The following is a 23,253-nucleotide window of genomic DNA, read 5'->3' as shown; positions in this document are numbered from 1 at the left end:
GGTATGATTTTTCCAACTAAACGGTTGAAAAAGCTGTTCCACCTCATTCATGGTGAAGGACAGGAACAGGCTTGGACGAGCCAAGCACTTGCAGACAGGCTGGAAGTTACTGTACGTACTATTCGGGATGATCTGAAAAAGCTGGATCATATCCTCGCGGGGCATGGCGGGAGCCTGGAATCCAAGCGTGGGCGGGGTTATTCCATTCGTGTGCATGATGCGAAGCGGTATAATGAGCTGTTGGAGGAACGGAAGGATGATGGGCAAAAAGGTGCTCCAGTACCTGGTTCGCCTGATGAGCGTATCCGTTATGAATTGTTCAAGCTGCTTGGTGAACCGGGTCATATCAAGATGGAAGACCTCGCTGATCAGCTGTTTATAAGCCGTGCAACAATGAACAATGATCTGAAAATCATTCGTCAGATTTTGGAGAACTACCAGCTTCAGCTTCAGATCAAGCCAGGACATGGTGTGAAGGTCGTTGGAGACGAGCAAAGGTTTCGCTATTGCCTTGCCGAGTACGCCGATGCGCGAGATGAAGAACTGGGCCCCGAAGGAATGACCGTTGCACAGGAACGTTTGTTGTATCCAATCGAACCCGCACACATCCGCGAGATCGTCATTCGCCATGTAGGCAAACAGAATGTTCGTATTGCAGATGTGGCACTGAAAGATCTGATTACGCATCTGGCTGTCATGGTATTACGTATTAAGCAGGGGCATGAACTAGAGCGATTCGAGAAAGTGGAGGCGAATGTTCAGGATCAGCAACTTGCACAGCAGATTATTCAGGATCTGGAGTTGTTATATTCCATTCACTGTCCAGTTGGAGAGCGAGATTATCTGCTGCTGCACATTGTTAGCAAAAAAATGACCGCTACCGATTGGAATGGACTTCGAAGTGACCCGTTATATCTTGCTGTACAGCAAATGTTGGGTCATATCTATGATCGGTACACCTATGATCTGCGTGATGATGAACGATTGCCGAATGATCTGTATGCCCATCTGAAGCCCATGATTACTCGCCTGGAACATGGCATGAATATGCGGAATCCACTGCTGGGACATATACGTAAATATTATCCACTGGCCTATGAGATTACGATCAGTGCAGTGAAACAGCTACAGACATACGTACCTCATGAAATCAATGACAGCGAGATTGGTTACTTGGCTCTCCACATTGGTGCAGCTTTGGAACGTAAATACCAGATTCCTCATCGCAAACGGAAATCCGTATTGCTGGTCTGTGGGTCAGGATACGGCACAGCCCGTATTCTTGAATCCAGATTGCGTTCTTTATTTGCAGAGCTGGAGGTCTCACGTGTAGTTTCGCTACGGGAGTACGAGGAGATGGGGAGTGTGCCCGAAGATTTGGTCATTTCTACGATCCGGTTACGGGAGTCCAAAGGCAAGCCGTCGGCTGTCATTGCTGCGATTCCATCGGAACGAGACATGGCAACGATCACTCATCTGGTGCGAACCAGTGATGAGCAGGAGGAAATGACATTGCTGCGTTACTTTGATCCAGCGTTGTTTATGTTTCGGTCGGATCAGCCTGACAAAATGACACTTATGGCTGAGATGAGCGGAGCACTGTTGGAGAAGGGAATTGTAACGGAGCAATTCTGGCCAGCTGTGCAGGAGCGGGAAAAGATGGCTTCAACCGCGCTTGGAAGAGGTATGGCGATTCCGCATCCCATGGAGCTGAGTTCAACCCGTACGACCGTATCGGTATGCCTGCTTGAGAAGCCGATTCCGTGGGATGAGGAGAATGAAGTACATGCTGTATTCATGTTATCCATCTGCAAAGAGGATTACGAACAGGCTATGGGGATCTATGATCTGTTTGTAGAGTTGATCCGACAGGAGGAGCAGCTGGAAAGCCTGCGATCCTGCGGCAGCTTCGATGCCTTTGCCCAACTTGTATGCGAAACGTTGAGTCTGAAAAGTACCGAAGCGTATTAATATATAAGTTCACTAAGGATAATTACACGGACACTACGAGTACAGAACAACTTTCCGATCGCTGTTATCCCCAGATTTTTCTGATCCCCTTTTCGAAAGGGAAAAACCGTCCTTCATCAGATTTTTCTGACAGAGGACGGTTTATTTCGTTTACACAAACTATAGATTAAATATGTTTGGAAATGATTTCTTCCAGTCCTTGAGCGACAGAATGCGCACCCCGCTCCAGATGTCTTTCATACAGATGCAGGCGGACAAAGCTCTCATCCGTTCCCATCGCTTCGGAGAATATTCCACTGAGTCCACGAGCGCGGCGGTCGATCTGTAATAGGAGCTCCAGCGAATCGCCCATCGGATAGAACAGCACTTCCAACTCATCCAGATGCCCACGAAACTTGTTTGTTGGTACAAATTCGAATTCCTGCACAAATGGCAGATTACCGCCCAGCTTCGGCGCATAGTCATTGGTTACTTCACGGAGCTTGAAACCAAGGATATCAATTGCATCGAGCACGGTGTTCATGTCTTTGCTAGGTACAACATGCAGTCTGTCCCGGTCTGAGGGGTCTACAGCACTTGAAATATCGAGGCCCGTCTCCACCCATACCTCTGCACGATGCAGTGTAATTGGCAGATTTTCTGGGAGGTCAAATGAAAAGTCTTTCTCCAATTTGGCTCCAGGCTGTAAGGTGAAACCTTCGGTGAGCAGATATTTGGCTATGACGGCTGTTTCTTTTACTTTACGATCATCGTGCTCCCGTATGTAATGGGTTTTGATTGAAAGATAGATTCGATCTACGTTCTGTTCCACATCTCCACCTTCAATGTACACAACCCCCGAGATGATTCCTCCAGGCGTGACCTCTGGTGTATGCAATTCCGTATTTACTTTGGCTGCTCCAACACCTACACTGGCTAACATTTTCTTGAAAAATGACATGCGCTCTACCTCCAGATCAGATGGTTTATTATATGGGATATATACGGCTTCGACCTTAATACGGAAGCTGGAAGAGAAGCGTTTCATATTTTAGCAAAGATATATCGCATATCCAAACAGGAGAATCGACTTACCTATGTCGAATGTTTAAATAAAGGGATTTTTTGTCAGGAGGAACTCTATGAGCATGGAATGGTACGATATGATTGCACAACGTAATGGGGGATACAAGGGTAGAGCTTTGTATACGTTGGAAGGTAACTCTGCTGAAGATATTTTTGAAGAGCGGTTGATTAAGCTTCTGCCTCAGTATACATCCGTGCTCGATGCAGGCTGTGGACATGGGGAGTTTACGTTGAAAATGTCAGAATATACCGATCACATTATGGGGTTTGATAATTCGGAAGAGATGATAAAGATAGCTCGGAACAGTCTTCATTCAAGCAGGATAACAAATGTAGAATTTGTCTGCGTTAGCACAAAAGAAAAGATGCCATTTGAAGATAAGCAATTTGGTCTGATCTATGATCGCAGAGGTCCAACTTCCATTATTGAGCATGGGAGATTGCTGCAAAAGGGTGGAGTTATGATTGGTATTCATACGGATATAACAAAGGTACGTGAGCGTTTGGAAAGAAATGCATTTAAGGAGATCAAGATTGAGGAATATAACGAGGCACTTATGATTTTCTCAGATGAAAAAGAGTTTGCCATCTTTCTCTCCGATATCCCCGGAAACCCGGATTATACACAGCCTGAGTACCGGGAACAGCTGGAAGTTAAGCTGAAGGAGAACCAGGTTGATGGTAGAATTGCTGTAAGAGAATGCAAGTATATTTGGCAGGCCATAAGGAGTTGAAGCCGATTGAACACAGAATTTTCAGAACAGAAATATGGTGAAACGGGTGTCAAAACCAGCTTCGAGCAGATGGCGAACGGGGAACAAAAATATAAAATGATAACAGAAGATGGCAGTTATTATTGTAGCGATACATACCATCAAGCATGGATTGAATACATCCAGTGATTGGACGGCATCCCCTGAGTTGGATAGGTTAACTCAATCTTTAACAGAGAAGGAGCTACTCCAGAAGTATGATTAATTAGACGGGAGGATCAGACAGATGCGTAAAAGTACAATATTTTGGATTACGGGAGTAACGATAATTCTCTTGGTGACTCTGCTCATATACAGCTATGTTATTCCAAGTGTGAGTGCCCAGGATGTTGTGATGGCAGGCACAATCAGGCAGATTGATACGGATGTAGTTGAGGTAGAGTTAGAGATAACGCGAAAAAGAGAAGACAAGGACCAGCATATGGTGTATCCCGTTGTCCCTGGATGGGAAGGGGTCACATTCACTGAAGAACAAGATGATGCGTGGTACATGCCTTCGTCTGTTGGCAGCTCCTATCTTGATCAAGTCATTCTGGAAAAGTATCTGAAGGCGCAGGGGATGACCATGAAATCAGCTGATAATCTGATAGGATTTGCGATACCTGATGAGATAGGGAGCTACAAGTTGCGGTTAACGCTCAGATCTTTGGATGGAACGACTCAGCCTCTTGAGAATCCCGTGGTGTATTATGTTCACAACGAGCATTTGTTAGGGAAGGATCTGAGTTGGGTTACGAGTGAGAATCTGGAGATCAATAAGGAGTAATCAGAATGATGAATGTATATGAATCGAATGAAATCACTGTACGTTTCTTGGACACAGAAGATGAACAACATCTGGTGAAGTGGCTGTCAGACCCGGAAGTTCTTCAATACTATGAAGGGCGTGATCGGCCGCATGATCTGGAACAGGTGAGAGAGCATTTTTACAATCAGAAAGATGGTGCTACTCGTTGTATCGTTGAGTATGGAGGACATCCGATTGGATACATTCAGTTCTATGAGCTTGAGGAAGAAGAGCGAACGGAGTATGGTTATGGAGACACGGATGAGATCATCTATGGAACGGATCAGTTTATTGGTGAGGTAGAATACTGGAATAAAGGCATTGGTACACAGTTGATGCAATCCATGCTGGCTTATCTGATTAATGAAAAACAAGCCCGTAAAGTGGTTATGGACCCTCAATCCTGGAACTTAAGAGCGATATCCTGTTACGAGAAATGTGATTTCCAAAAGATTAAGCTGTTGGAGAAACATGAGCAGCACGAAGGACAGATGCGAGACTGTTGGCTTATGGAATATGCCCTGTAGATCCTGCTTAAAGTTATTTGAATCATGTAAACAAGGAGGAATAATGGATGGATGAAAGATTTCCGATAGGACCATTTGTACACACGGGTGAAGTTACTTTGGCACAACGGGAGAAGTGGATTCAGGACATTGCTGAGTTGCCTGAACGCGCACGAGAAGCGGTAAAGGGATTGAGTGAAGAGCAATTAAGTCTACCGTATCGAGAAGGTGGATGGATGCTCAAACAGGTTATTCACCACATGGCAGACAGCCATATGAACAGTATGATTCGTTTCAAGTTGGCGCTGACAGAGGATACACCAACGATTCGGCCTTATTATGAAGAGCGCTGGGCTGAACTGAGTGATTCAAGAGACCTGGATGTCGAATTCTCGCTTCAGATTCTGGATGCCCTCCATCGTCGTTGGGTGTTTCTGTTAAACGCGCTGACAGATGCAGATTATGCCAAACAATTTTATCATCCCTCATCGGAAGAAACGACAAGACTAGATTACAATCTGGGCATGTATGCTTGGCACGGCAAACACCATGTTGCTCACATCACATCGCTTCGGGATAGATTGGGAATATAGCTATTAGAAATATCTTTTAAGGAGGATTCATCAATGAGTGTACATATCAGACTATTAAATGAGAACGATCCTGTAATCATATCAAAGGCGTTTCAGGAGCAGGGTTGGGGGAGATCCCCTGAGCAGTATCTTCATTACTTGGCTGAACAACAGAATGGGGAACGCGTAACCTTGGTAGCCGAGTTGAATGGAGAATTTGCCGGATACGTGAATGTATTGTGGAATTCCAGCTACCCGTCTTTCATGGAACAAGGCATTCCCGAAATTAACGATTTTAATGTACTAATGAAGTTCCAGCGCCAAGGTATTGGTTCACGGTTGATGGACCGAGCAGAGGAAGTTATTCTGGAACGAACGGATGTAGCAGGCATTGGTGTAGGTGTGTTTTCCGATTATGGCAAAGCGCAAGTTCTATATGCCCATCGCGGGTACATACCAGACGGTCACGGTGTACACAAACATGATCATTACATTCAGCCGGGTGAAGAAACGATTATGGACGACGATGTTGTACTTTATCTTACGAGGAAGTTAAAAGCCACGCAATAATTTCATAATATATACAATATGAAAGATGTCATGTATATTAGTTGTAAATATCTGTTATGTGTGACTGGCGTAAACGTGGAGTGAACCACGAGGGAGCACATATATTATATGCCGTACGCCTGGGCAAAGTGTTTGATCTTTTGATCAAACACTTTATTTATTATTCAGGGAACGAAAGGACTGGTGGCGGCAATGAAAATGGCGTTTGTTTTATTTGATGGAATGACAAGCATGGATTTAGCTGGATTTTATGAAGCTGTGACTTGGCTAGCGATTCTGAAAGCAAAGGAAAACGTATCATGGACATTCTGCGCAGATAAGGAGGAAATTTGGGATGACCGTGGGCTGAAAATGAAATCCGATGCAGTATTACCTCATCTAGGGGATTTTGACCTAGTATTTTTTCCTGGTGGATTATCAACTAGAACGCTTCGATTTGATGAGGATTTTATGCGATGGGTCCGAACGGCAGAAAATGTCACATATAAAATATCTATTTGTACCGGGGCTTTACTGTTGGGGGCAGCAGGTTTCCTGAATGGAAAAAGGGCTACTACCAACTCATCTGCTTATGATTTATTGAATCCTTATTGTGCAGAAGTGATCTCAGCGCGTGTAGTGCGTGATGGTAATACGGTAACGGGTGCGGGGGTTACGGCTTCCATTGACCTGGGACTATACTTGGTCGAAATGTTAACGTCTACGGAGATCGTCCTTCAAGTTCAACAAAAACTAGAGTATCCATATTATGAAGCTGGTAACTTAAAAGATGTCTACATGCACACTAAGGGTAGGGGATAAAAAGATGACTATTCGCCTTTTTCAAGCGATTGATCAGCCAGCAGTGCTGAAAATGATGACGGATCATGATTTTCAATTCCCTTCGTTTATACGCGATCAGTATCCTGCGCGCTGGGATTTATTTTTAAAAATGACGGATGAACGTATCAGTGCTTATTATGTCATGGTTGACGAAGCAGATGTTGTCATAGGTCATGCTGGTTATATCTTTCATCCTACTGTTAACCGATATGAAATCGTTGGCGTTGTTACATGCAAATCACACCTTCGACAGGGAGTAGCACGTGGACTAATTACAAAAATATGTATAAAAATAGCTGAATTCGGCAGTGGTGATGTCATGCTTTACACACTTGATCATGAAGAAAATGAAGCAGCGCTCATATTTTATGAACGAATGAATTTTCAAAAAGAAGGTGTCGATATGAATTATTATACCTCGGGGTTTCATAGACTTTCACTTGTTAAAACATTATAAGGGAACTTCAAAAAACTAATTGTAGTGGAAGCATAAAAGTGTACTTCAGTTTAAGTTGCATGTACTTGCAAAGAAAGATGATAAAAAAGCTGTCTTGCATGTTATACTCTATTGGAATTTGAGGAATGATAAGCAGGATGTTAAGAGATTAGATGATCAGAGGAGTGATTGATCCATGTTTAGCAAAGTCGGCCAAGTTATGTTGTATGTTAACAATCAAGATGAATCACTGGCATTTTGGACGGAAGTTGCAGGATTCCACATTGTGGATGAAGTAAACCTTGACGAGGGTATGAGATGGATTGAGATTGCGCCTACCCCAAATTCGCAGACAAGCATTATTCTCCAAAACAAGGAGTTCGTGGCGCGGATGTCGGCGGGTGTAAATCTGGGCACACCTTCGTTAATGTTCTTCACCGAAAATCTGGATCAGTTATATGCCGACTTGGCTGGTAAACATGTAACGGTCGGAGAGATTGTCGAGATGCCAACGGGGCGTGTCTTCAACTTTGCTGATAACGAAGGAAATTACTTTGCAGTCTTGGAACGGGCGAAGTAAATTACAACTTAAAACCGCTAAGATTGTAAGCGATCGACATCCATGTCGGTCGTTTTTTTGTTGGGAAAAAGCTTATGTTTTGGAGTAGAAAAGCACAAGAAAAATAGAGAACTACTGGGTAAAAATGTTATAATAGAGTGTGGCTGATTTCATGAAAATGACGAGGAATGAATAGTCGGAAATGAAGGTTTGGATGGAGCAGTTAAGGAGGAATGTGGTTGTGGAAAAGACGATTAAAAGTGTACAGGACCTATATGATATGCTCGATGCGGATTTCAGATCTGCCAAGCAGTTTTGGGAACCTTTCTATGAGGATCGGAACAGACCAATCCCCTTTTTCCCAAACAAACCGGATGAGAATCTGGTAGCGCATGTGAACGAAGGTGTGCTGAGCGGCGGTAAGGCACTGGAACTGGGGTGTGGCCCGGGCAGAAATGCGTTGTATTTAACCCGCCAAGGATATCAGGTAGATGCTTATGATCTTTCGGAGACAGCTATTGCTTGGGCTAAAGAGAGGGCGGCAGAGGAGCAACTGGACGTGCATTTTGAATGTCGATCTGTGTTCGAATTGTCCCCAGAGCAAGAATATGATCTTGTCTACGACTCGGGTTGTCTGCACCATCTGTTGCCACATCAGCGCATTCCCTACATAGAGATGATCCACAATGCACTCCGGCCTGGAGGATACTTTGGAATGACTTGTTTTGCTCCTGGTTTTGGCGATATTGGTGGGCCTGAGATCGTTATGAATGATTGGCAGGTGTATCAAGAGAAGTCGATGCGCGGTGGTCTTGCGTTCACGGAGGAGAAGCTTCGCTACATGCTGGAAGATGGCTTTGAATGTGTGGAGTTCCGTGCAATGAAGTCGCTGGAGCAACATGAACCGTATTTTGGTGTACCTTTTCTCTGGGTCACGTTGTGGAGAAAGAAAAACTCGTAAGAATAGTGAAATAAACATGCATTGAAAATAGAGGAGGAGTGGTATCAGAATGGAAACAGAAACAGGAAAAAGACACTTTATCATTACAGGCACATCCAAAGGGATCGGTTTACAACTTGCAGAGTTATTATTGGCTAAGGGGGATTACGTTTACGGTATTTCACGCGGCGGTTCGGATCTGTTGGAATCAAGCGAGGAATGGAGCGGGCGTTACCGCCATGTTCAGTATGATCTTGCCGACCTGAATGGGATCGATGATTTGATTACACGCATATTGGACCAAATACCTTCTCAGGAAGCTGAATTCATTGGACTCATTAATAATGCAGCGATGCTGGAGCCTCTAAAACCTATCGATCAGTGCAGTGCGGCAGAGATAAGTCAAAGTCTCAACATCAGTCTCGCAGCACCAATGATATTAAGTTCCTCTTTTATTCAACAAACAAATCATCTGTCCGCCAGACGTAAAATTGTCAATCTCTCATCGGGTTCGGGAAGTTATCCCGCGCCTTCAATGGCAGTGTACTGTACATCCAAGGCAGGTATGAACATGTTCACCCAATGCGTATCTTTGGAGCAAACGGGTCAACAGAACCCTGTTGAGATTATTGCTTTTGATCCGGGGATGGTCGATACGGAATTGCAGGCTGTTGCACGAGGCAAAAGTGCAGAGGAGTTCGCCCTTGCGGGTATGTTCAATCAAGTATATGAAGCAGGACAATTAAGATCGCCACGAGACGTAGCGATGCAGTTGATCGAGCGGATGGACGAAAATAGTGATTCAAGCCATGTTATACACACTATTGAGAGCTAATATGATATACGTATTTAGGCTTGTTTTCTTTACGAAGCAGGGATACCTTTTGATATAAGCCTAACTTCCCTGTACACTGGAATCAGCGATCGGAAGAACGATTCGTAACGGTAAAGGTGATCCTGCAACAACGGAGTCTAATTACCTTATTCAACCTCAACCTTAGAAGATCAGAAACGTGGTGAATCTCTTGTTTAAAATTATGCTCATTGAAGACGACGAGTCGTTATTCAATGAAATCAAGGAACGTTTGTCCCAATGGTCGTATGACGTGTATGGTGTGCAGGATTTTGGAAAGGTATTGCAGGAGTACAGCGTAATTCAGCCGCAACTGGTCATTATAGATATTCAGTTACCCCAATATGACGGGTTCCATTGGTGCCGGATCATTCGTTCGCACTCCAATGTGCCGATTATCTTTTTGTCCTCACGGGATCATCCTGCGGATATGGTTATGTCCATGCATTTGGGGGCAGACGATTTTATCCAGAAGCCTTTTCATTTCGATGTATTGATTGCCAAGATCCAAGCGACTTTGCGGAGGGTGTATAACTATAATACAGAGCATATTGAACTTCGAACCTGGCGTGGTGCCACTATTGAGTATGTGAAAAATACACTGACCTGCGGGGATGAATCTGTCCTGTTAACGAAAAATGAGATGTTTATCCTTAAAGTGCTGGTGGAGCATAAAAATCAGATTGTTACCCGTGAGGACCTCATACGGAGTCTGTGGGATCATGAGCATTTCGTGAGTGACAATACGCTGACGGTTAACGTTAATCGGTTACGGAAGAAGCTTGAACCCATCGGCTTGGAGCGTTACATTGAAACCAAAGTAGGTCAGGGGTACATGGCAACGGAAGAGGCAGAAGCATGATCGGAAAGTACATACGAGAAAGGGCTAGTTGGTTATGGCTACTGGTAAGCATGCAACTTATTATTTTATTGGTGGCCTACCTGGACTCGTCCATTCCATTCCAATCTGTGGTGTATATCGTAGGACTGAATGTGGTGGTATGCCTTGTTTTTATCTGGGCGAGATACCTGAAAGAGACCCGTTTCTATAAAAAGTTGAGCATCTGGGATCATACCTATGATCTGGGAGAACTTGATATCGCCGAAAGTCCATATGAGCAGATTGTACATGAGGCCGTCAGTTCCCAGACACAGCGGTATCGTAAGGAGTCTTCACATCATTTTATCGCTCTGGAACAGGAGAAGGACGAGATGTTGTCCTGGATTCATGAGGTGAAGACCCCACTGACTGCGTTGCAACTGATGATCGAGCGCTTGCCAGATGACAAGTTACAGAGCCAAATGACATATGAATGGTTACGAATTCATCAGTTGCTGGATCAGCAGCTTCACCAGAAGCGTATTCCGTTTATGCATAATGATCTGTTCATCGAAGAGACGGAACTTGAACCAGTATTGAATAGCGAGATACGAGCACTGAAATCGTGGTGCATTTCCAAAGGCATTGGCTTTGATGTGTCTTTAATGGTATCGCGCGTGCTCACAGACAGCAAATGGTTAGGCTTCATCCTCCGGCAATTGTTGAGCAATGCGGTGAAATATAGCGATTCATCGGACATCCTCATTGAAAGTCGGGAACAGGATGGACACATCATACTCATGATTCAGGATCACGGGCGAGGGATTGAGACTCAAGATCTGCCGCGTATATTTGATAAAGGATTTACGTCCACCCGAGGCAGAATGGATGGGGCGGCTACCGGGATGGGGCTGTATCTGGTTCGTCAGGTGGTCCAGACGCTTCATGTGAACATTCATGTAGAATCTTCTCTTGGCGAGGGAACAACCGTCACACTTACTTTTCCGCGAAAAAACGACATGGTGCTTCTTGCAGGCGTGTGACAACAATGTCACATGCTTTTTGGTTTTGTTCGGTGAATCACACGATAACACTGCACATCCCGATTATGATATAGACACGAGCATTTTGCAGAAGATCTAAGAGGAGTGAGTGGGATATGTGGATACTGGAAGCCAAAAAAATTCATAAAGTTTATGGTAATAAATTAAATAAACAGGAAGTGCTGAAGGGAATAGATCTTGGGGTAAGCAAGGGAGAGTTTGTTGGTATTATGGGGCCTTCGGGTTCGGGTAAAACGACGCTGCTTAATGTACTTTCCTCCATTGATCGGGTGAGCCAGGGCACGATTGATATTGAGGGCAAGGAATTCACCGGAATGAAGGAGAAACAGCTGGCTGAGTTCCGCAAACATCATTTGGGCTTTATTTTTCAGGAATATAATCTGCTGGATACCCTTACGGTGAAGGAAAATGTATTATTACCGCTCTCGATTACGAGCATTCCAAAGCAGGAGGCACACCAGAAGTTTGAACAGATCGCACGTGAACTGGGAATCTACGAGTTGAAAGACAAGTATCCATCTGAGATTTCAGGGGGTCAGAAGCAGCGGACTTCGGCAGCACGAGCATTTGTCCACGAGCCGAGTATCATTTTTGCGGATGAGCCGACAGGAGCGCTGGATTCCAAGTCCGCTTCGGATCTGCTCGGCAAGTTAAGTGATATGAACAGCGCACGAAAAGCGACTATTATTATGGTTACCCATGATCCGGTTGCCGCAAGTTATTGCAGCAGAGTGATCTTTATTCGAGATGGTCAGATCTACACCCAGTTGAATAAAGGAGACGAGTCACGGCAATCGTTCTTCAACGATATTATCAAAACCCAGGGCGTATTGGGTGGTGTACAGCAATGAGCTTGAATTATATTATCTTCCGCAATCTCAGGAAAAATCTGAAGAATTATTATCTCTATGTATTTGCGCTTGTGTTCAGTGTGGCCTTATATTTTTCCTTTGTGACGTTACAATATGATCCTTCCATGGATGAGGTGGCTGCTTCAACGAAAGGTGCGGCGGCTATAGGCGCATCTTCGGTACTGTTAATCGTCATTGTTGGCATCTTTTTGCTCTATGCCAATACGATCTTTATCAAGCGGCGTAGCAAAGAGATTGGATTATTTCAATTGATCGGACTGACAAAAGGCAGAATTTTTGGCATTTTGAGTGCGGAGAATAGTATTCTCTATTTTGGCTCCATGGCTATCGGTGTGTTAATTGGGTTTCTTGCGTCCAAGCTGGTATTGATGATATTGTTCAAAATTCTCGGTGTGGATGCGATTACGAAACTATATTTCTCTCCGATGGCACTGATGCAAACAGTGATTGTCTTTACGATCATGTATCTGCTCATCATGCTGATGAACTACACTTTTATCAAGAGACAGAGTATTCTCTCACTCTTTCGGGTGTCTGCCACTTCGGAGCAGCAGGTGCAAAAGATGTCTGTCGGACAGATGATTATTGGCGTCTTGGGCATTGCTCTGATTGTGTATGGATACTTCATGTCTGCACGGCTGTTCAGCGGTGAGGCAATGGATATGCAACAGTTGATGTATACGATGATCCTGATTCTTTTCTCGGTCATACTGGGGACATACCTGTTCTATAAGGGTTCGGTAAGTTTTATTTTTAATCTGATTCGCAAAAGTAAAAACGGATACCTATCCATTCATGAGGTGTTGTCTTTATCTTCAATCATGTTCCGCATGAAGTCCAATGCATTGCTGCTTACAATTATTACAACCGTATCGGCACTTGCTATTGGCATGCTGTCACTCAGTTACATTTCGTATTATTCGGCAGAGGCTCAAGCGAAGGAAAGCTTGCCGGAGGATTTTTCATTTGCTCAGGTTGAGGTGAAAAATCGCTTTGTAACGGAGTTGGAACATAAACAGATTCCATATGAGGAGAATCATAGACAGCCTATTTATATTGAAATTGATGCTCATGAAGTGATGGACGAGTCCATGACGGAAAAGTACCTGTTCAGTAGTGTGTTGAGTGACAAGATGGTAGATAACATTGATCTGCAACCAGGCGAAGCGGTCTTCATGGGATACGGAAATGCCATTCAGCAGTTGATTTCCATTCAGGAGACAGGTCCAATTGTCTTGCATGGATTGAAGCGAACGCTAGACCAACAACTGATCGGAACCACCCAAAAGGGGGTTCTTCCTGGATACTATTCTGGGGGCACGCCTGTAGCGGTAGTAGATGAAACGGTATACCAGCAGTTGCGGCAGGATCTCGATCCCGAGCTGCAAAAATCCGAGTGGGCGGATTACTATGGTGTACGTATTCTGAATGAGGGGCAGGCTGAAGAGGCATATGCCGTATATAAGGAGCTACAGTTGGAAGCACCGAGCTTCTCCCAGATTGAGTTCAGGAATAACCAACGTAACAATATGGGACTGATTATGTTCATTGTTGGTTTCCTTGGTTTGACGTTCTTGATTACATCGGGATGTATCCTGTACTTTAAACAAATGAATGAGAGTGAAGAGGAGAAGGGCAATTATACCATTCTGCGAAAACTCGGATTTACGCAAAGCAATCTGTTGCGTGGAATTCAGATCAAGCAGTTGTTTAACTTTGGTATTCCACTTATGGTGGGGTTGAGTCATAGTTACTTTGCCGTGAAATCAGGTTGGTTTTTCTTTGGTACGGAGCTGGCGACACCTACGGTCATTGTCATGATAGTTTATACATTGTTATATTCGATCTTTGGTCTGTTGTCTGTGTGGTACTATAAACGGGTGATTAAGGAAGCTTTGTAGAATTGGGATCACGAGTATGCTGATATAGCAAAATAGGTTGAGTAAAGGGCGGCTGTATTGTTTACAGACTGCCCTTTTTTCTTGCAGAAATAAATATAGCTTTATGAAAAAAAGGATGATTATGGAATTGAGTCGAAATGATGATAGAGTCCATGCTTCTGATTCATGTATAACGGTGAAACGAGAGGAGTGGAGTAGCGTGCCTGGAGTTCTATATGCCTCGAAGAAAGAGTTAAGTGAGACGATTCGACGCACCTATGAATTGTTTGAGGGTGAGTTCAATGACATCCATAACAGCGACAAAGATAAGTGGGTTGAAGGTGTGGACAAGACGCCTGCCCAGATGATCGCCTACCAGTTAGGATGGATGAACCTGGTGATGGGTTGGGAGCGAAATGAACAGTTGGGAAATGAATGTCATATGCCGGCCCCAGGATATAAATGGAACCAACTAGGGTCATTAAATGAATCATTTTACAATAAGTATTCAGGTTGTACGCTGGAGGAGCTGCGCTCTTTGTTTCGGGAGATAGAACAACAATGGCAGAACTGGATTGACTCGCTGAGCGAAGAGGAATTATTTGTACAAGGGATAAGACAGTGGACGGGGACCAAGCCCGGATGGGCTATGGTGAAGTGGATCCAGATTAATTCGGTAGCTCCTTTTAAATCCTTTCGGACCCGATTACGTAAATGGAAAAAAGGTCACTTAGCCAACATGGATGAGGGGAGAATGGGTGTCTAATGAATCTGGCAAATAAAATCACGTTGGCTAGAATCGCGTTGATTCCATTGTTTATGATCTGTTTTCTCAATCAGCAAAGCGTGATGATTGCACTAATTATATTTGCAGTAGCAGCTGGTACGGATAAATTGGATGGATATGTGGCGAGGAAATATAACCAAATCACGAATCTGGGAAAGTTGCTTGATCCACTGGCGGATAAACTGTTGATTGCGGTTGCGCTGGTCATGATGGTTCAGGAGAATATGATCAGTTCATGGATTGCTGTAATCATTATAGGACGTGAAATCGTCATTACTGCATTGCGAATGGTAGCGACAGAACAGGGCATTGCTCTTGCAGCGGATCGATATGGTAAGATCAAAATGGTGCTTCAGGTGGCAGCGATCATTGCCATTTTGTTGAATAATGTTCCGTTTAGTTTGTTGACTGATATCAGAGTGGATGTGGCATTACTATGGGTTGCAACAGGCGTTACTCTCTTATCCGGAATGAATTACATTATCGTAAATTATAAACTGTTGAGATAAAAGGAGTAATTAGGAGATGTCCCAAATAAATATTAATCCAAGTACTTCAGAGGATTCAGAGTATGTTCGCCAGCAACTTATCGCATTTAATGCTGCACATGTGAGCGAGGAATTAAGGCATCGGTACGAAGAACTGAATTTCAATATCAAAAATGAGACCGGCGAGATTGTTGCAGGTGTGCTTAGCACACTTTGCTGGAACTGGCTGGAGGTTGATATTCTTTGGGTGGATTCTGAACAACGGCATCGGGGATATGGTTCCCAGTTGTTGCTTGAAGTTGAGCGAATTGCGCGAGAGAAATCTTGTGATTTTGTCATGTTGAACACTTTCTCCTATCAAGCACCGGAATTTTACAAGAAACATGGCTATCAATTGATGACAACGATCGAGAATGCACCGACTGGACACAGTCATTATTATTTTAAGAAGGACCTCACTTAAGACAGACAAAGCATGCGAAATAGGAAAAATCAGGAGGGTTATGATGGTTACCATTAAAGGAATCGAACTTGAAGATTTACCGGCACTAAGCCAGCTATACAATGAGTTGATGGGAATGCCTACCAATGAACAGCAGATGAAAAAGATGTTTCATTACATACAGCAGAATGGCCATTATCATGTGCTTGGGGCATTTTACAATGGCAAACTGGTTGGGTCCGTTATGGGGGTTGAGTGTATGGATCTGGTGGGACCATGCAAACCGTTCATGGTTGTGGAGAATGTGATTGTATCGGATCAGGTACGCAGGCAGGGCATTGGGCAGAGGTTAATGCTCCAGATTGAGCGGATTGCAAAAGATATGGGTTGTGGTTACATGATTCTGGTGTCTGGCGATCAGCGTAAGGAAGCACATATATTTTATGAGAAGTTAGGTTTCAAGGATGAGAAGGTTCAGGGTTATCGGAAGCATCTTTAACAGGCACCTCAAGTGAAAATTTCTTACACAAGTGGAAGGATTACTTAAGGAACACGGCGAATAAGGCATAGTCTTAACAAAAGAAACGAATAAGAGGGAGGCACTCTCGTGTTCAAAAAATGGGCTAATGTTTTCATGGTTCTGAGCCTGGTATTCGCCGTATGTTCCCCAACCTCCTATGCTGCCGCCAAAACGGTTAAGGTAACCGTGACGCTGGTGAGCGCAGAACTTGTCGAGAATAACTCTGTCGGTAATGAGTGGGCCATCGGAGCAAGTGTGAACGGCAAAGATCTGGAGGAGGGTTCGTCAGTCACTTTAAACCTGAAATCCACGGGTACATTGAAACTGGAGGCCATCGCCGAAGAACAGGACAAAATTCCCGATTACGGGAGTAAAAGCACCAACGTCAAACTATCTTCGTTCTCCAAATCAACCAACAAGACACTTTCCGTGGTGGTGACCGAGAACAGAGGCCGATATTCTGGTAACACAGCGACTTGGGCGTTCAAGTTTAAGATTAGCAAGAAGTGAATAGGAACCAACCGTGAGAAAAGGGAGCTGAGCTCTCTTTTTTTATGCGCAGATAATGGTGAACTGAAGGAAGACGACGTTTCGAGTCACGCTGATCTTTGTTAAACTAATGAGAACAACAGTATAGAATTAAAAGATGTATTTTCAAAAAAAGTACATAGGAGGTTAACACAATCATGCGTATCGTAGATAACATTAAAGTCTGGGGGGAGCCGCTGGAGAACGCCGTAAGTCAGGCGGTGACTTGCTCGCAATATGGAGATGTATTAGGTGTGGCTCTGATGGCCGACCATCACAAAGGTTACTCGCAACCCATCGGTGGTGTTGTCGCTTATCGGAATATGATCAGTCCGTCAGGTGTCGGATATGATATTGCCTGTGGCAACAAGGCTGTGCGTACAGATCTGATGTGGGAAGATATTCGGGATCAGATTGTAACGATCATGGATGACATCAATTCGACCATATCTTTCGGCGTGGGTCGTAACAATCCAACACCCGTGGATCATGAACTGTTCGACGACGCGAGCTGGAAGCTGTTTGATACCATTGAACCGGGATTACAACATAAGCTGAAGACACTTGCACGCAACCAACTCGGAACCGTAGGCAGTGGCAATCATTTCGTGGATATTTTTGTAGAAGAGGCAACGGGGAAGGTGTGGATCGCGAATCATTTTGGAAGCCGCGGGTTCGGTCATAAAGTGGCGAGTGGATTCCTTAACCTTGCGGCAGGACGTCAGTTCAGTGGCAAAGCTCCTGGCGAATCGATGGATCAACCGCCTACGTTGTTTGACCTGAACAGCGAAATGGGTGATATGTATTGGGATGGAATGACTTTGGCGGGCCGATACGCCTATGCAGGACGCGACTATGTTATTGAACAGGTGCTCGGTATTCTGGGGGCAAGTGCTGAATACGCCGTACATAACCATCACAACTTTGCCTGGAAGGAACAACACATGGGTGAAGAGGTAGTTGTGGTCCGCAAAGGTGCAACGCCACTTGCACCCGGGCAACTCGGTTTTGTCGGAGGCAGTATGGGTGATATCTCGGTAATTGTGGAAGGGATCCACAGCGAGGAGAATACCGAGTCATTCCGCAGCACCGTACATGGGGCAGGGCGCACGATGAGCCGAACCCAGGCGGCTGGCAAAATGAATTACAAGCTGCGCACACGCATGGGCGGTGAGATTAGCGAAGCACAGATGCATGAGGCGATTCGTGCCTATGGTGTCGAACTGCGGGGAGCGGGCACAGACGAAAGTCCGTTTGTGTACAAGAAACTGCAAGACGTACTGAACGCACATGCGAATACGTTGAAGATCAACCATGTGCTGCGTCCCGTTGGTGTCGCCATGGCCGGAGGTAATGAATTCGATCCATATAAGGATTAGTCATATATGTTCAACTGAACATTTACACGATAACGGAGAGGGCAGAAATAACTTGAAGAAGCGGAGCGTTCGCCTAAAAGCTTTCTAAAAGAAAGCTACATCGGAAGCATACGCTATCACCGGATTTCCCATTTCCAAAAAAAGGAATAAAAAAATCTGGGGATAACAGCGATCGGAAAGTTATTCTGCCATCGGAGTGCCAGTGTAAATATTCATTAGTTGAACTATATATAGAGAGGGTGAACTTCATGAGGAATTGTGCGATATATAGCTCTCAGTTTGACCTGGATCAGCTGTTTGAATTGATTCAATCCATTTATCCTGAGGGGACGATTGAACGCCGGGAAGACAAGACCCATATTCAAGTGACTCAGAAAAAATGGCTCAGTAAGAAAACAAAAGGCTTTAATATCATGACCAGCCAGACACATCCTGAGGAATTTACGACAATGATTCAGGGGATGCTTGGATTTTTGAGTCAGATTGAGGGGCGCAATGCTTCGCTCCAGGAAAAGGTATTGATCAAATGTTCCACATTGAACATGGTGGTTGGTATTGAGACGGAAGAGGATATCTCGGAAGAATTCTTCGGCGAGTTATTACGGTTGGCTGATGCGCTGGATGCTGTTATCTTCTGGGGAGGTGGATCTCTGCTGAATGCACAAGGTCAGCTATTGCTGGATGTGAATGGAGAATCTGAGGTAGAGGATTACACGGTGACAGCGCACACCAGTTTCCTTGACGGTAACAGACCGCAGTCGGAGTCGGGCATTCAACGTAAAGCGCGGTCAGAGCAACTGTTGACTGAACAAGGCATTCCGTATAATGCGAACTTGCCCGTAAGGGCCGGAGACGAGCACACCACGATTCGGAGTAAAGAGGAAGTCGCGCGTCGTGCGGTTGCCCTATGTCTTGCCGCGCTTAAGGGTGAGTGTCTGGGAGCCGGCGAAAGTGCGGATGATACTGCAGCACTGGTTCAGGAAGTGATCGACAAGTATGAGGCTGAATCCTTTTTCTCACCCGCAGAGAAGAGGTTTATCGACCAGCACGGAGCAGAGCAGCAGGAGATCATCTCCTTCTCTTGGGGATATGAAGCGTACCACGTAATGTTGTGGGTGCTTGGTTATGTGAAGGAACTAGGTGCACCAACGGAGTTATGTAACGTAGGGAAGGATGTCGGTTATTTGCAGCAGAAGGATAGTTTTACCGACTTTCTCTCCGATGCATCTCTGCGTAACAAAAGCGAGATTCTGGATGAAGCAGATCTGATCTACCGTTATAACTGGGTGTGCGTGGATAGTCGAGTGAATGACAAAACACCTCCCGCTGGCCTGAATGGTGGAGTGGCTTATGAACGTCACCGTGCATTGAACTGGCTGATCTGTTATCTGGATCTGGCGTGGGATGATGTGCGTACAGATACGTAGAACGGGATGATGTGACGGCCTATTGTAAATAAACAATAAACATAACACAACATACAACAATGCAAATACCCCTTTAGCCGCACAAATACGGTTAAAGGGGTATTTGATATTCTGCCATATTACCCACTATGTCTGCCAAACTGTTCACGAATAATGACATCAGCAAGAATCAACTTTTTCTCGACGTTGCTCTCTGGATTCGCAATGCGCCATAACATCTGATCCACTGCACGCGCACCGAGTAACTCCTTGTTCACATTAACTGTGGCAAGTAATGGGATATTGTCGTATAGATTATCAAATCCCGTGACAACACACTGATCAGGTACACGAATACCCATACTCTCAAGTGCTTCTATGGTGTATAGCCCATAGAAATCATTCGCACATACAAACACTTCAGGCAGGTTATCCTCACTGATCACCGAAGTGAACGTCTGGCGGAACTCATCCAATGCCTGATTACTCAGCTCGGGAATCTGATGTATTTCCATCCCATGACCCATAAGGACAGAAGTATACGCAATCCAGCGTTCATAGAAGCTATGAGCATCCCCGATATTGCCAACGAACTGGAATGTTTTGAAGCCCTTGCGGAGCAAATAGAGCATGATCTCCCGCATGGATGCAAAGTTATCGGTGAATATGCTGTCACTGTGAAAAACAGGGTCCAGATGATCGACCATCACAACCGGAATACTGAGACGCTTGATTTCAAGCAGAATCGGGGTAGATATAGAGCCAACGGTAATGATTCCTCGAATGGCATCCGGGTTGAGCAGGGTAAATAGCTGGTCTGCTGAGGGTTCCGTCAAGGTCAGAATATTAATCCCTTTTTGGTTCAGCTTGGAAGAGATCCCGTTAAAGACGGGGCCCCAGTATACGGAGTCTTGATTTTGGTACCGAACATTGGGGAACAAAATCAAGATCGTTCCGCTTGAACGTGTGTTCTTTGGTTCCTGAAGTTCATGGCTGTTATACAGTTCACCAGACAACATGCTGTTATCTTTGAAATATCCAAGTTTGCCAGCGGCCTTGAGAATGACATCCCTCGTTTGATCGCTAACGCCCGATTTTCCAGACAAAGCTCGTGACACCGCGAATTTCGACAAACCCGTAAAATGTGCAATCTCCTGAATTGTTACCTTTGTCTTCATCATACCATCCTTACACTCGTAGTTCTGCCGTATTCCTTATTTGGAGCGATATCCAACGATTCTAGTATAGCATGATGTATTTCTCTTAATCTAATAACGGACAGAGAATTCAAAATGTTAGTGATGCACAGTATTTTAGGATGAACGTTCAACGTGACGGTAAGCATATTTTCAGATAGTATGACGAAATTTGTCTTCTTAATTATTATTTTGTTATTTTATAAAAATAACAAAATAAACAAAGTTAGAATCATGGTTTAATATGTTTGTACTTAGAGTCCAGGATATTGAATAAGCTGTGATACAGGCGTGTTACAGCTTAATCAGCATTTTATCAGAGAAATTAGAAAATGTTAACAACAAAAATGTTGACGCTTACATTTTGCTGTGTTAAATTTTGTTTGTTAAAAACAAACAAGGAAATAACAAATGGTGGTGGTCGTTTATTTTCGATTGGTTGATGAGTGGGGTTAAGGATTTAGGGTGAACCATGATTGGTATACACATTCGGGGAGGTTGTTAAAATCATGATGAGAAGATGGAATGTTCTACCTCTGATGTTATTGGCCGTGATGCTTTTTGTATCCGCTTGCAGTGGTGGGGGGACAGCGCAGACGGGGACCGAAGCAGAGGGAACAACGAACTCAGGTAACAGCACCGAGGTCGCTGAGACAGAGAAAGAGGGCGAAGCGGAAGAAGCTGTGGTTAATGTGCCTGATCTGGGTGGGCGTGTTATCAAGGTCGCGGCCTGGTGGGACTTGAAACCGGCGGGAGAGACGGCCTCCGATAAGGCCAGACTTGATAAAATTGCAGAGGTCGAGAAGAAATACAACGTAAAACTGGAGTTTGTTAACGTACCTTTTGAAGAATACATGAACAAATTCACAACGTCTGCACTGGCTGGCGAACCGTTCGCCGACATCGTTCAGATGGAGTACAAATCTGCACTACCCGCCATCCTCAAAGGGCAACTATTGCCCATCTCCGAATTCACTACACCTGAGAATAACATCAACCAAGAGGCTAACCTGATTGCAAAATTTCCTGCCATTGCAGGCAACGAATATGCCTTCGAATCTCCAACCAGCATTGGTCTGGGACTTCACTATAACCGTGACTTGTTCAAAAAATTATCTTTGCCTGATCCTCAAGAACTGTATAACCAAGGCAAATGGGATTGGGACAAATTCATGGAACTTGCCAAACAGGCAACCAAAGATACCAATAACGACGGCAAAACTGACGTATACGGATTTTCTGGCTGGGCGCTTGATGTCGTTCGTCATTTTACCGCAGCCAATGGTGGAACGATCGTGGATGATACCAATAGCAAAGAAGGATTGTCCGATCCGAAAACGATTGAAGCTGCCGAATTCGTCAAACGCCTGTATAACGTGGAAAATGTCGTGAAGGTCAAAACCGGCGACAAAACCAATTGGGAGGAAAGCAATACGTTCAAAGATGGAGATGTAGCTCTGTTCACCGCTGCTGAATGGCAGTTGGGCGATCTCACCTTTGCTGTTGGTGTTGTGCCGATTCCGAACGGGCCACAGGGTAGCAAAGAGGTAACGTATGCAAACAATGCAGCATCAGCGAAGTTCATTCCTAAAGGTGTGGAAGATCCAAAGATCGTCTACCAAATCTATGAAGAGACCTTCGACATCCCGCAGATTGAAGAGTATCCAGGTCAAGATTATCTGGAGAGTCGTTATACCGACGAGAAGGATATTGCGATCATTCGCGAGCACATCGCTGGAACCGGCCGCATCTTGCTGGATGATGCCTACACAGGATACCCTTTCGGGGATTATGTGAACGATATCATCAAAAACAATGCTTCCGTGACAGCAACAGCCGAGAAATACAAAGCACAGGCACAAGCTGCCATTGATAAACTCGGCAAACAATAACAACACTTATCACCAGCAAACGATTCAGGCAGGGGGCTCGTGTCGGCAATGTTGCACGGAGCCCCTTTTCCTGAACCACCAAATCGGCATTGCTGGCATCAGCCTTGATGAGGAGGACTCGTAGG

26 protein-coding genes and 1 riboswitch are annotated in these 23,253 nt (G+C 44.7%); of the genes, 24 read left to right on the top strand and 2 right to left on the bottom strand.

Annotated features, from left to right (window positions below; genetic code table 11):
* Positions 1-3: 3 nt before the first annotated feature.
* Positions 4-1,971 carry a BglG family transcription antiterminator gene (locus tag PAEAM_RS27440; RefSeq protein ID WP_100529572.1) on the top strand — a complete coding sequence of 656 codons (1,968 nt, stop codon included), beginning with the start codon at positions 4-6 and terminating at the stop codon, positions 1,969-1,971.
* 166 nt (positions 1,972-2,137) lie between these two features.
* Here PAEAM_RS27440 and PAEAM_RS27435 read toward each other — a convergent pair whose 3' ends face one another.
* Positions 2,138-2,911, bottom strand: coding sequence for a sporulation protein (locus tag PAEAM_RS27435; protein WP_100529571.1), 774 nt, complete (start codon positions 2,909-2,911; stop codon positions 2,138-2,140).
* 181 nt (positions 2,912-3,092) lie between these two features.
* Between PAEAM_RS27435 and PAEAM_RS27430 the strand changes: the two genes are divergently transcribed.
* From PAEAM_RS27430 to PAEAM_RS27330, 22 genes are all read left to right on the top strand, one after another.
* Positions 3,093-3,770: a class I SAM-dependent methyltransferase gene (locus PAEAM_RS27430; protein ID WP_100529570.1), complete on the top strand. Its 678-nt coding sequence runs from the start codon at positions 3,093-3,095 to the stop codon at positions 3,768-3,770.
* Between the two features lie 6 nt (positions 3,771-3,776).
* Positions 3,777-3,938 carry a hypothetical protein gene (locus tag PAEAM_RS32010; protein ID WP_165790065.1) on the top strand — a complete coding sequence of 54 codons (162 nt, stop codon included), beginning with the start codon at positions 3,777-3,779 and terminating at the stop codon, positions 3,936-3,938.
* Positions 3,939-4,035: 97 nt separating this feature from the next.
* Positions 4,036-4,575 carry a hypothetical protein gene (locus PAEAM_RS27425; RefSeq protein ID WP_100529569.1) on the top strand — a complete coding sequence of 180 codons (540 nt, stop codon included), beginning with the start codon at positions 4,036-4,038 and terminating at the stop codon, positions 4,573-4,575.
* Between the two features lie 8 nt (positions 4,576-4,583).
* A complete protein-coding gene (locus tag PAEAM_RS27420) occupies positions 4,584-5,123 on the top strand; it encodes a GNAT family N-acetyltransferase (protein WP_100529661.1) in 540 nt (179 codons plus the stop codon).
* A gap of 47 nt (positions 5,124-5,170) precedes the next feature.
* Complete coding sequence (locus PAEAM_RS27415; RefSeq protein WP_036610311.1) at positions 5,171-5,695, top strand: YfiT family bacillithiol transferase; 525 nt, start codon at positions 5,171-5,173, stop codon at positions 5,693-5,695.
* A 33-nt stretch (positions 5,696-5,728) separates the two neighbouring features.
* The gene (locus tag PAEAM_RS27410) at positions 5,729-6,244 is read left to right on the top strand and encodes a GNAT family N-acetyltransferase (protein WP_100529568.1); all 516 of its coding nucleotides are present in this window, start codon (positions 5,729-5,731) and stop codon (positions 6,242-6,244) included.
* Between the two features lie 50 nt (positions 6,245-6,294).
* Positions 6,295-6,376: riboswitch (ZMP/ZTP riboswitch) on the top strand.
* A gap of 60 nt (positions 6,377-6,436) precedes the next feature.
* Positions 6,437-7,045: a DJ-1/PfpI family protein gene (locus PAEAM_RS27405; protein WP_100529567.1), complete on the top strand. Its 609-nt coding sequence runs from the start codon at positions 6,437-6,439 to the stop codon at positions 7,043-7,045.
* Between the two features lie 4 nt (positions 7,046-7,049).
* Positions 7,050-7,523, top strand: a complete 474-nt coding sequence (locus tag PAEAM_RS27400) for a GNAT family N-acetyltransferase (protein WP_165790064.1) — start codon at positions 7,050-7,052, stop codon at positions 7,521-7,523.
* Between the two features lie 175 nt (positions 7,524-7,698).
* Positions 7,699-8,082: a VOC family protein gene (locus tag PAEAM_RS27395; RefSeq protein ID WP_047842200.1), complete on the top strand. Its 384-nt coding sequence runs from the start codon at positions 7,699-7,701 to the stop codon at positions 8,080-8,082.
* Between the two features lie 193 nt (positions 8,083-8,275).
* On the top strand, positions 8,276-9,022 hold the full coding sequence (locus PAEAM_RS27390) for a class I SAM-dependent methyltransferase (protein ID WP_165790074.1): 747 nt from the start codon (positions 8,276-8,278) through the stop codon (positions 9,020-9,022).
* Positions 9,023-9,071: 49 nt separating this feature from the next.
* On the top strand, positions 9,072-9,836 hold the full coding sequence (locus tag PAEAM_RS27385; RefSeq protein ID WP_100529564.1) for an SDR family NAD(P)-dependent oxidoreductase: 765 nt from the start codon (positions 9,072-9,074) through the stop codon (positions 9,834-9,836).
* A 190-nt stretch (positions 9,837-10,026) separates the two neighbouring features.
* Complete coding sequence (locus tag PAEAM_RS27380) at positions 10,027-10,716, top strand: response regulator transcription factor (RefSeq protein WP_100529660.1); 690 nt, start codon at positions 10,027-10,029, stop codon at positions 10,714-10,716.
* On the top strand, positions 10,713-11,717 hold the full coding sequence (locus PAEAM_RS27375) for a sensor histidine kinase (RefSeq protein ID WP_100529563.1): 1,005 nt from the start codon (positions 10,713-10,715) through the stop codon (positions 11,715-11,717). The genes PAEAM_RS27380 and PAEAM_RS27375 overlap by 4 nt, the downstream gene beginning before the upstream one ends.
* Before the next feature lie 116 nt (positions 11,718-11,833).
* The gene (locus tag PAEAM_RS27370) at positions 11,834-12,589 is read left to right on the top strand and encodes an ABC transporter ATP-binding protein (RefSeq protein ID WP_036669625.1); all 756 of its coding nucleotides are present in this window, start codon (positions 11,834-11,836) and stop codon (positions 12,587-12,589) included.
* Complete coding sequence (locus PAEAM_RS27365; protein ID WP_100529562.1) at positions 12,586-14,511, top strand: ABC transporter permease; 1,926 nt, start codon at positions 12,586-12,588, stop codon at positions 14,509-14,511. The genes PAEAM_RS27370 and PAEAM_RS27365 overlap by 4 nt, the downstream gene beginning before the upstream one ends.
* 199 nt (positions 14,512-14,710) lie before the next feature.
* Positions 14,711-15,256: a ClbS/DfsB family four-helix bundle protein gene (locus PAEAM_RS27360; protein WP_100529561.1), complete on the top strand. Its 546-nt coding sequence runs from the start codon at positions 14,711-14,713 to the stop codon at positions 15,254-15,256.
* Positions 15,256-15,786 (top strand): CDP-diacylglycerol--glycerol-3-phosphate 3-phosphatidyltransferase, encoded by a 531-nt coding sequence (gene pgsA / locus PAEAM_RS27355; protein WP_036610288.1) that lies wholly within the window; start codon positions 15,256-15,258, stop codon positions 15,784-15,786. Before PAEAM_RS27360 ends, pgsA begins: the two co-directional genes overlap by 1 nt.
* Before the next feature lie 16 nt (positions 15,787-15,802).
* The gene (locus PAEAM_RS27350) at positions 15,803-16,228 is read left to right on the top strand and encodes a GNAT family N-acetyltransferase (RefSeq protein ID WP_100529560.1); all 426 of its coding nucleotides are present in this window, start codon (positions 15,803-15,805) and stop codon (positions 16,226-16,228) included.
* Between the two features lie 40 nt (positions 16,229-16,268).
* On the top strand, positions 16,269-16,706 hold the full coding sequence (locus PAEAM_RS27345; RefSeq protein WP_243391477.1) for a GNAT family N-acetyltransferase: 438 nt from the start codon (positions 16,269-16,271) through the stop codon (positions 16,704-16,706).
* 108 nt (positions 16,707-16,814) lie between these two features.
* Positions 16,815-17,237 carry a hypothetical protein gene (locus PAEAM_RS27340; RefSeq protein ID WP_243391476.1) on the top strand — a complete coding sequence of 141 codons (423 nt, stop codon included), beginning with the start codon at positions 16,815-16,817 and terminating at the stop codon, positions 17,235-17,237.
* Between the two features lie 176 nt (positions 17,238-17,413).
* On the top strand, positions 17,414-18,634 hold the full coding sequence (locus tag PAEAM_RS27335) for an RtcB family protein (RefSeq protein WP_100529559.1): 1,221 nt from the start codon (positions 17,414-17,416) through the stop codon (positions 18,632-18,634).
* A gap of 248 nt (positions 18,635-18,882) precedes the next feature.
* Positions 18,883-20,061, top strand: a complete 1,179-nt coding sequence (locus tag PAEAM_RS27330; RefSeq protein ID WP_100529558.1) for a DUF4272 domain-containing protein — start codon at positions 18,883-18,885, stop codon at positions 20,059-20,061.
* A gap of 119 nt (positions 20,062-20,180) precedes the next feature.
* Here the strand turns inward: PAEAM_RS27330 and PAEAM_RS27325 are convergent, their stop codons facing one another.
* Positions 20,181-21,221, bottom strand: a complete 1,041-nt coding sequence (locus PAEAM_RS27325) for a LacI family DNA-binding transcriptional regulator (RefSeq protein WP_235193769.1) — start codon at positions 21,219-21,221, stop codon at positions 20,181-20,183.
* Positions 21,222-21,748: 527 nt separating this feature from the next.
* Between PAEAM_RS27325 and PAEAM_RS27320 the strand changes: the two genes are divergently transcribed.
* Positions 21,749-23,128, top strand: coding sequence for an ABC transporter substrate-binding protein (locus tag PAEAM_RS27320; protein WP_100529658.1), 1,380 nt, complete (start codon positions 21,749-21,751; stop codon positions 23,126-23,128).
* Positions 23,129-23,253: the final 125 nt, after the last annotated feature.

The sequence above is a fragment of the Paenibacillus sp. GM1FR genome (genome assembly GCF_002803315.1).
In the GTDB taxonomy this organism is placed as follows: domain Bacteria; phylum Bacillota; class Bacilli; order Paenibacillales; family Paenibacillaceae; genus Paenibacillus; species Paenibacillus amylolyticus.
The sequence above is the reverse complement of the archived record's forward strand: the minus strand, read 5'-3'. Positions and strand labels throughout refer to the sequence as shown.

Bases quoted from the DNA above. Each gene is read 5' to 3' on its own strand.
- PAEAM_RS27440 (WP_100529572.1), top strand. From the start codon at position 4: ATGATTTTTCCAACTAAACGGTTGAAAAAGCTGTTCCACCTCATTCAT.
- PAEAM_RS27435 (WP_100529571.1), bottom strand. From the start codon at position 2,911: ATGTCATTTTTCAAGAAAATGTTAGCCAGTGTAGGTGTTGGAGCAGCC.
- PAEAM_RS27430 (WP_100529570.1), top strand. From the start codon at position 3,093: ATGAGCATGGAATGGTACGATATGATTGCACAACGTAATGGGGGATAC.
- PAEAM_RS27425 (WP_100529569.1), top strand. From the start codon at position 4,036: ATGCGTAAAAGTACAATATTTTGGATTACGGGAGTAACGATAATTCTC.
- PAEAM_RS27420 (WP_100529661.1), top strand. From the start codon at position 4,584: ATGAATGTATATGAATCGAATGAAATCACTGTACGTTTCTTGGACACA.
- PAEAM_RS27415 (WP_036610311.1), top strand. From the start codon at position 5,171: ATGGATGAAAGATTTCCGATAGGACCATTTGTACACACGGGTGAAGTT.
- PAEAM_RS27410 (WP_100529568.1), top strand. From the start codon at position 5,729: ATGAGTGTACATATCAGACTATTAAATGAGAACGATCCTGTAATCATA.
- PAEAM_RS27405 (WP_100529567.1), top strand. From the start codon at position 6,437: ATGAAAATGGCGTTTGTTTTATTTGATGGAATGACAAGCATGGATTTA.
- PAEAM_RS27400 (WP_165790064.1), top strand. From the start codon at position 7,050: ATGACTATTCGCCTTTTTCAAGCGATTGATCAGCCAGCAGTGCTGAAA.
- PAEAM_RS27395 (WP_047842200.1), top strand. From the start codon at position 7,699: ATGTTTAGCAAAGTCGGCCAAGTTATGTTGTATGTTAACAATCAAGAT.
- PAEAM_RS27390 (WP_165790074.1), top strand. From the start codon at position 8,276: ATGGAGCAGTTAAGGAGGAATGTGGTTGTGGAAAAGACGATTAAAAGT.
- PAEAM_RS27385 (WP_100529564.1), top strand. From the start codon at position 9,072: ATGGAAACAGAAACAGGAAAAAGACACTTTATCATTACAGGCACATCC.
- PAEAM_RS27375 (WP_100529563.1), top strand. From the start codon at position 10,713: ATGATCGGAAAGTACATACGAGAAAGGGCTAGTTGGTTATGGCTACTG.
- PAEAM_RS27370 (WP_036669625.1), top strand. From the start codon at position 11,834: ATGTGGATACTGGAAGCCAAAAAAATTCATAAAGTTTATGGTAATAAA.
- PAEAM_RS27365 (WP_100529562.1), top strand. From the start codon at position 12,586: ATGAGCTTGAATTATATTATCTTCCGCAATCTCAGGAAAAATCTGAAG.
- pgsA (WP_036610288.1), top strand. From the start codon at position 15,256: ATGAATCTGGCAAATAAAATCACGTTGGCTAGAATCGCGTTGATTCCA.
- PAEAM_RS27350 (WP_100529560.1), top strand. From the start codon at position 15,803: ATGTCCCAAATAAATATTAATCCAAGTACTTCAGAGGATTCAGAGTAT.
- PAEAM_RS27345 (WP_243391477.1), top strand. From the start codon at position 16,269: ATGATGGTTACCATTAAAGGAATCGAACTTGAAGATTTACCGGCACTA.
- PAEAM_RS27335 (WP_100529559.1), top strand. From the start codon at position 17,414: ATGCGTATCGTAGATAACATTAAAGTCTGGGGGGAGCCGCTGGAGAAC.
- PAEAM_RS27330 (WP_100529558.1), top strand. From the start codon at position 18,883: ATGAGGAATTGTGCGATATATAGCTCTCAGTTTGACCTGGATCAGCTG.
- PAEAM_RS27325 (WP_235193769.1), bottom strand. From the start codon at position 21,221: ATGATGAAGACAAAGGTAACAATTCAGGAGATTGCACATTTTACGGGT.
- PAEAM_RS27320 (WP_100529658.1), top strand. From the start codon at position 21,749: ATGAGAAGATGGAATGTTCTACCTCTGATGTTATTGGCCGTGATGCTT.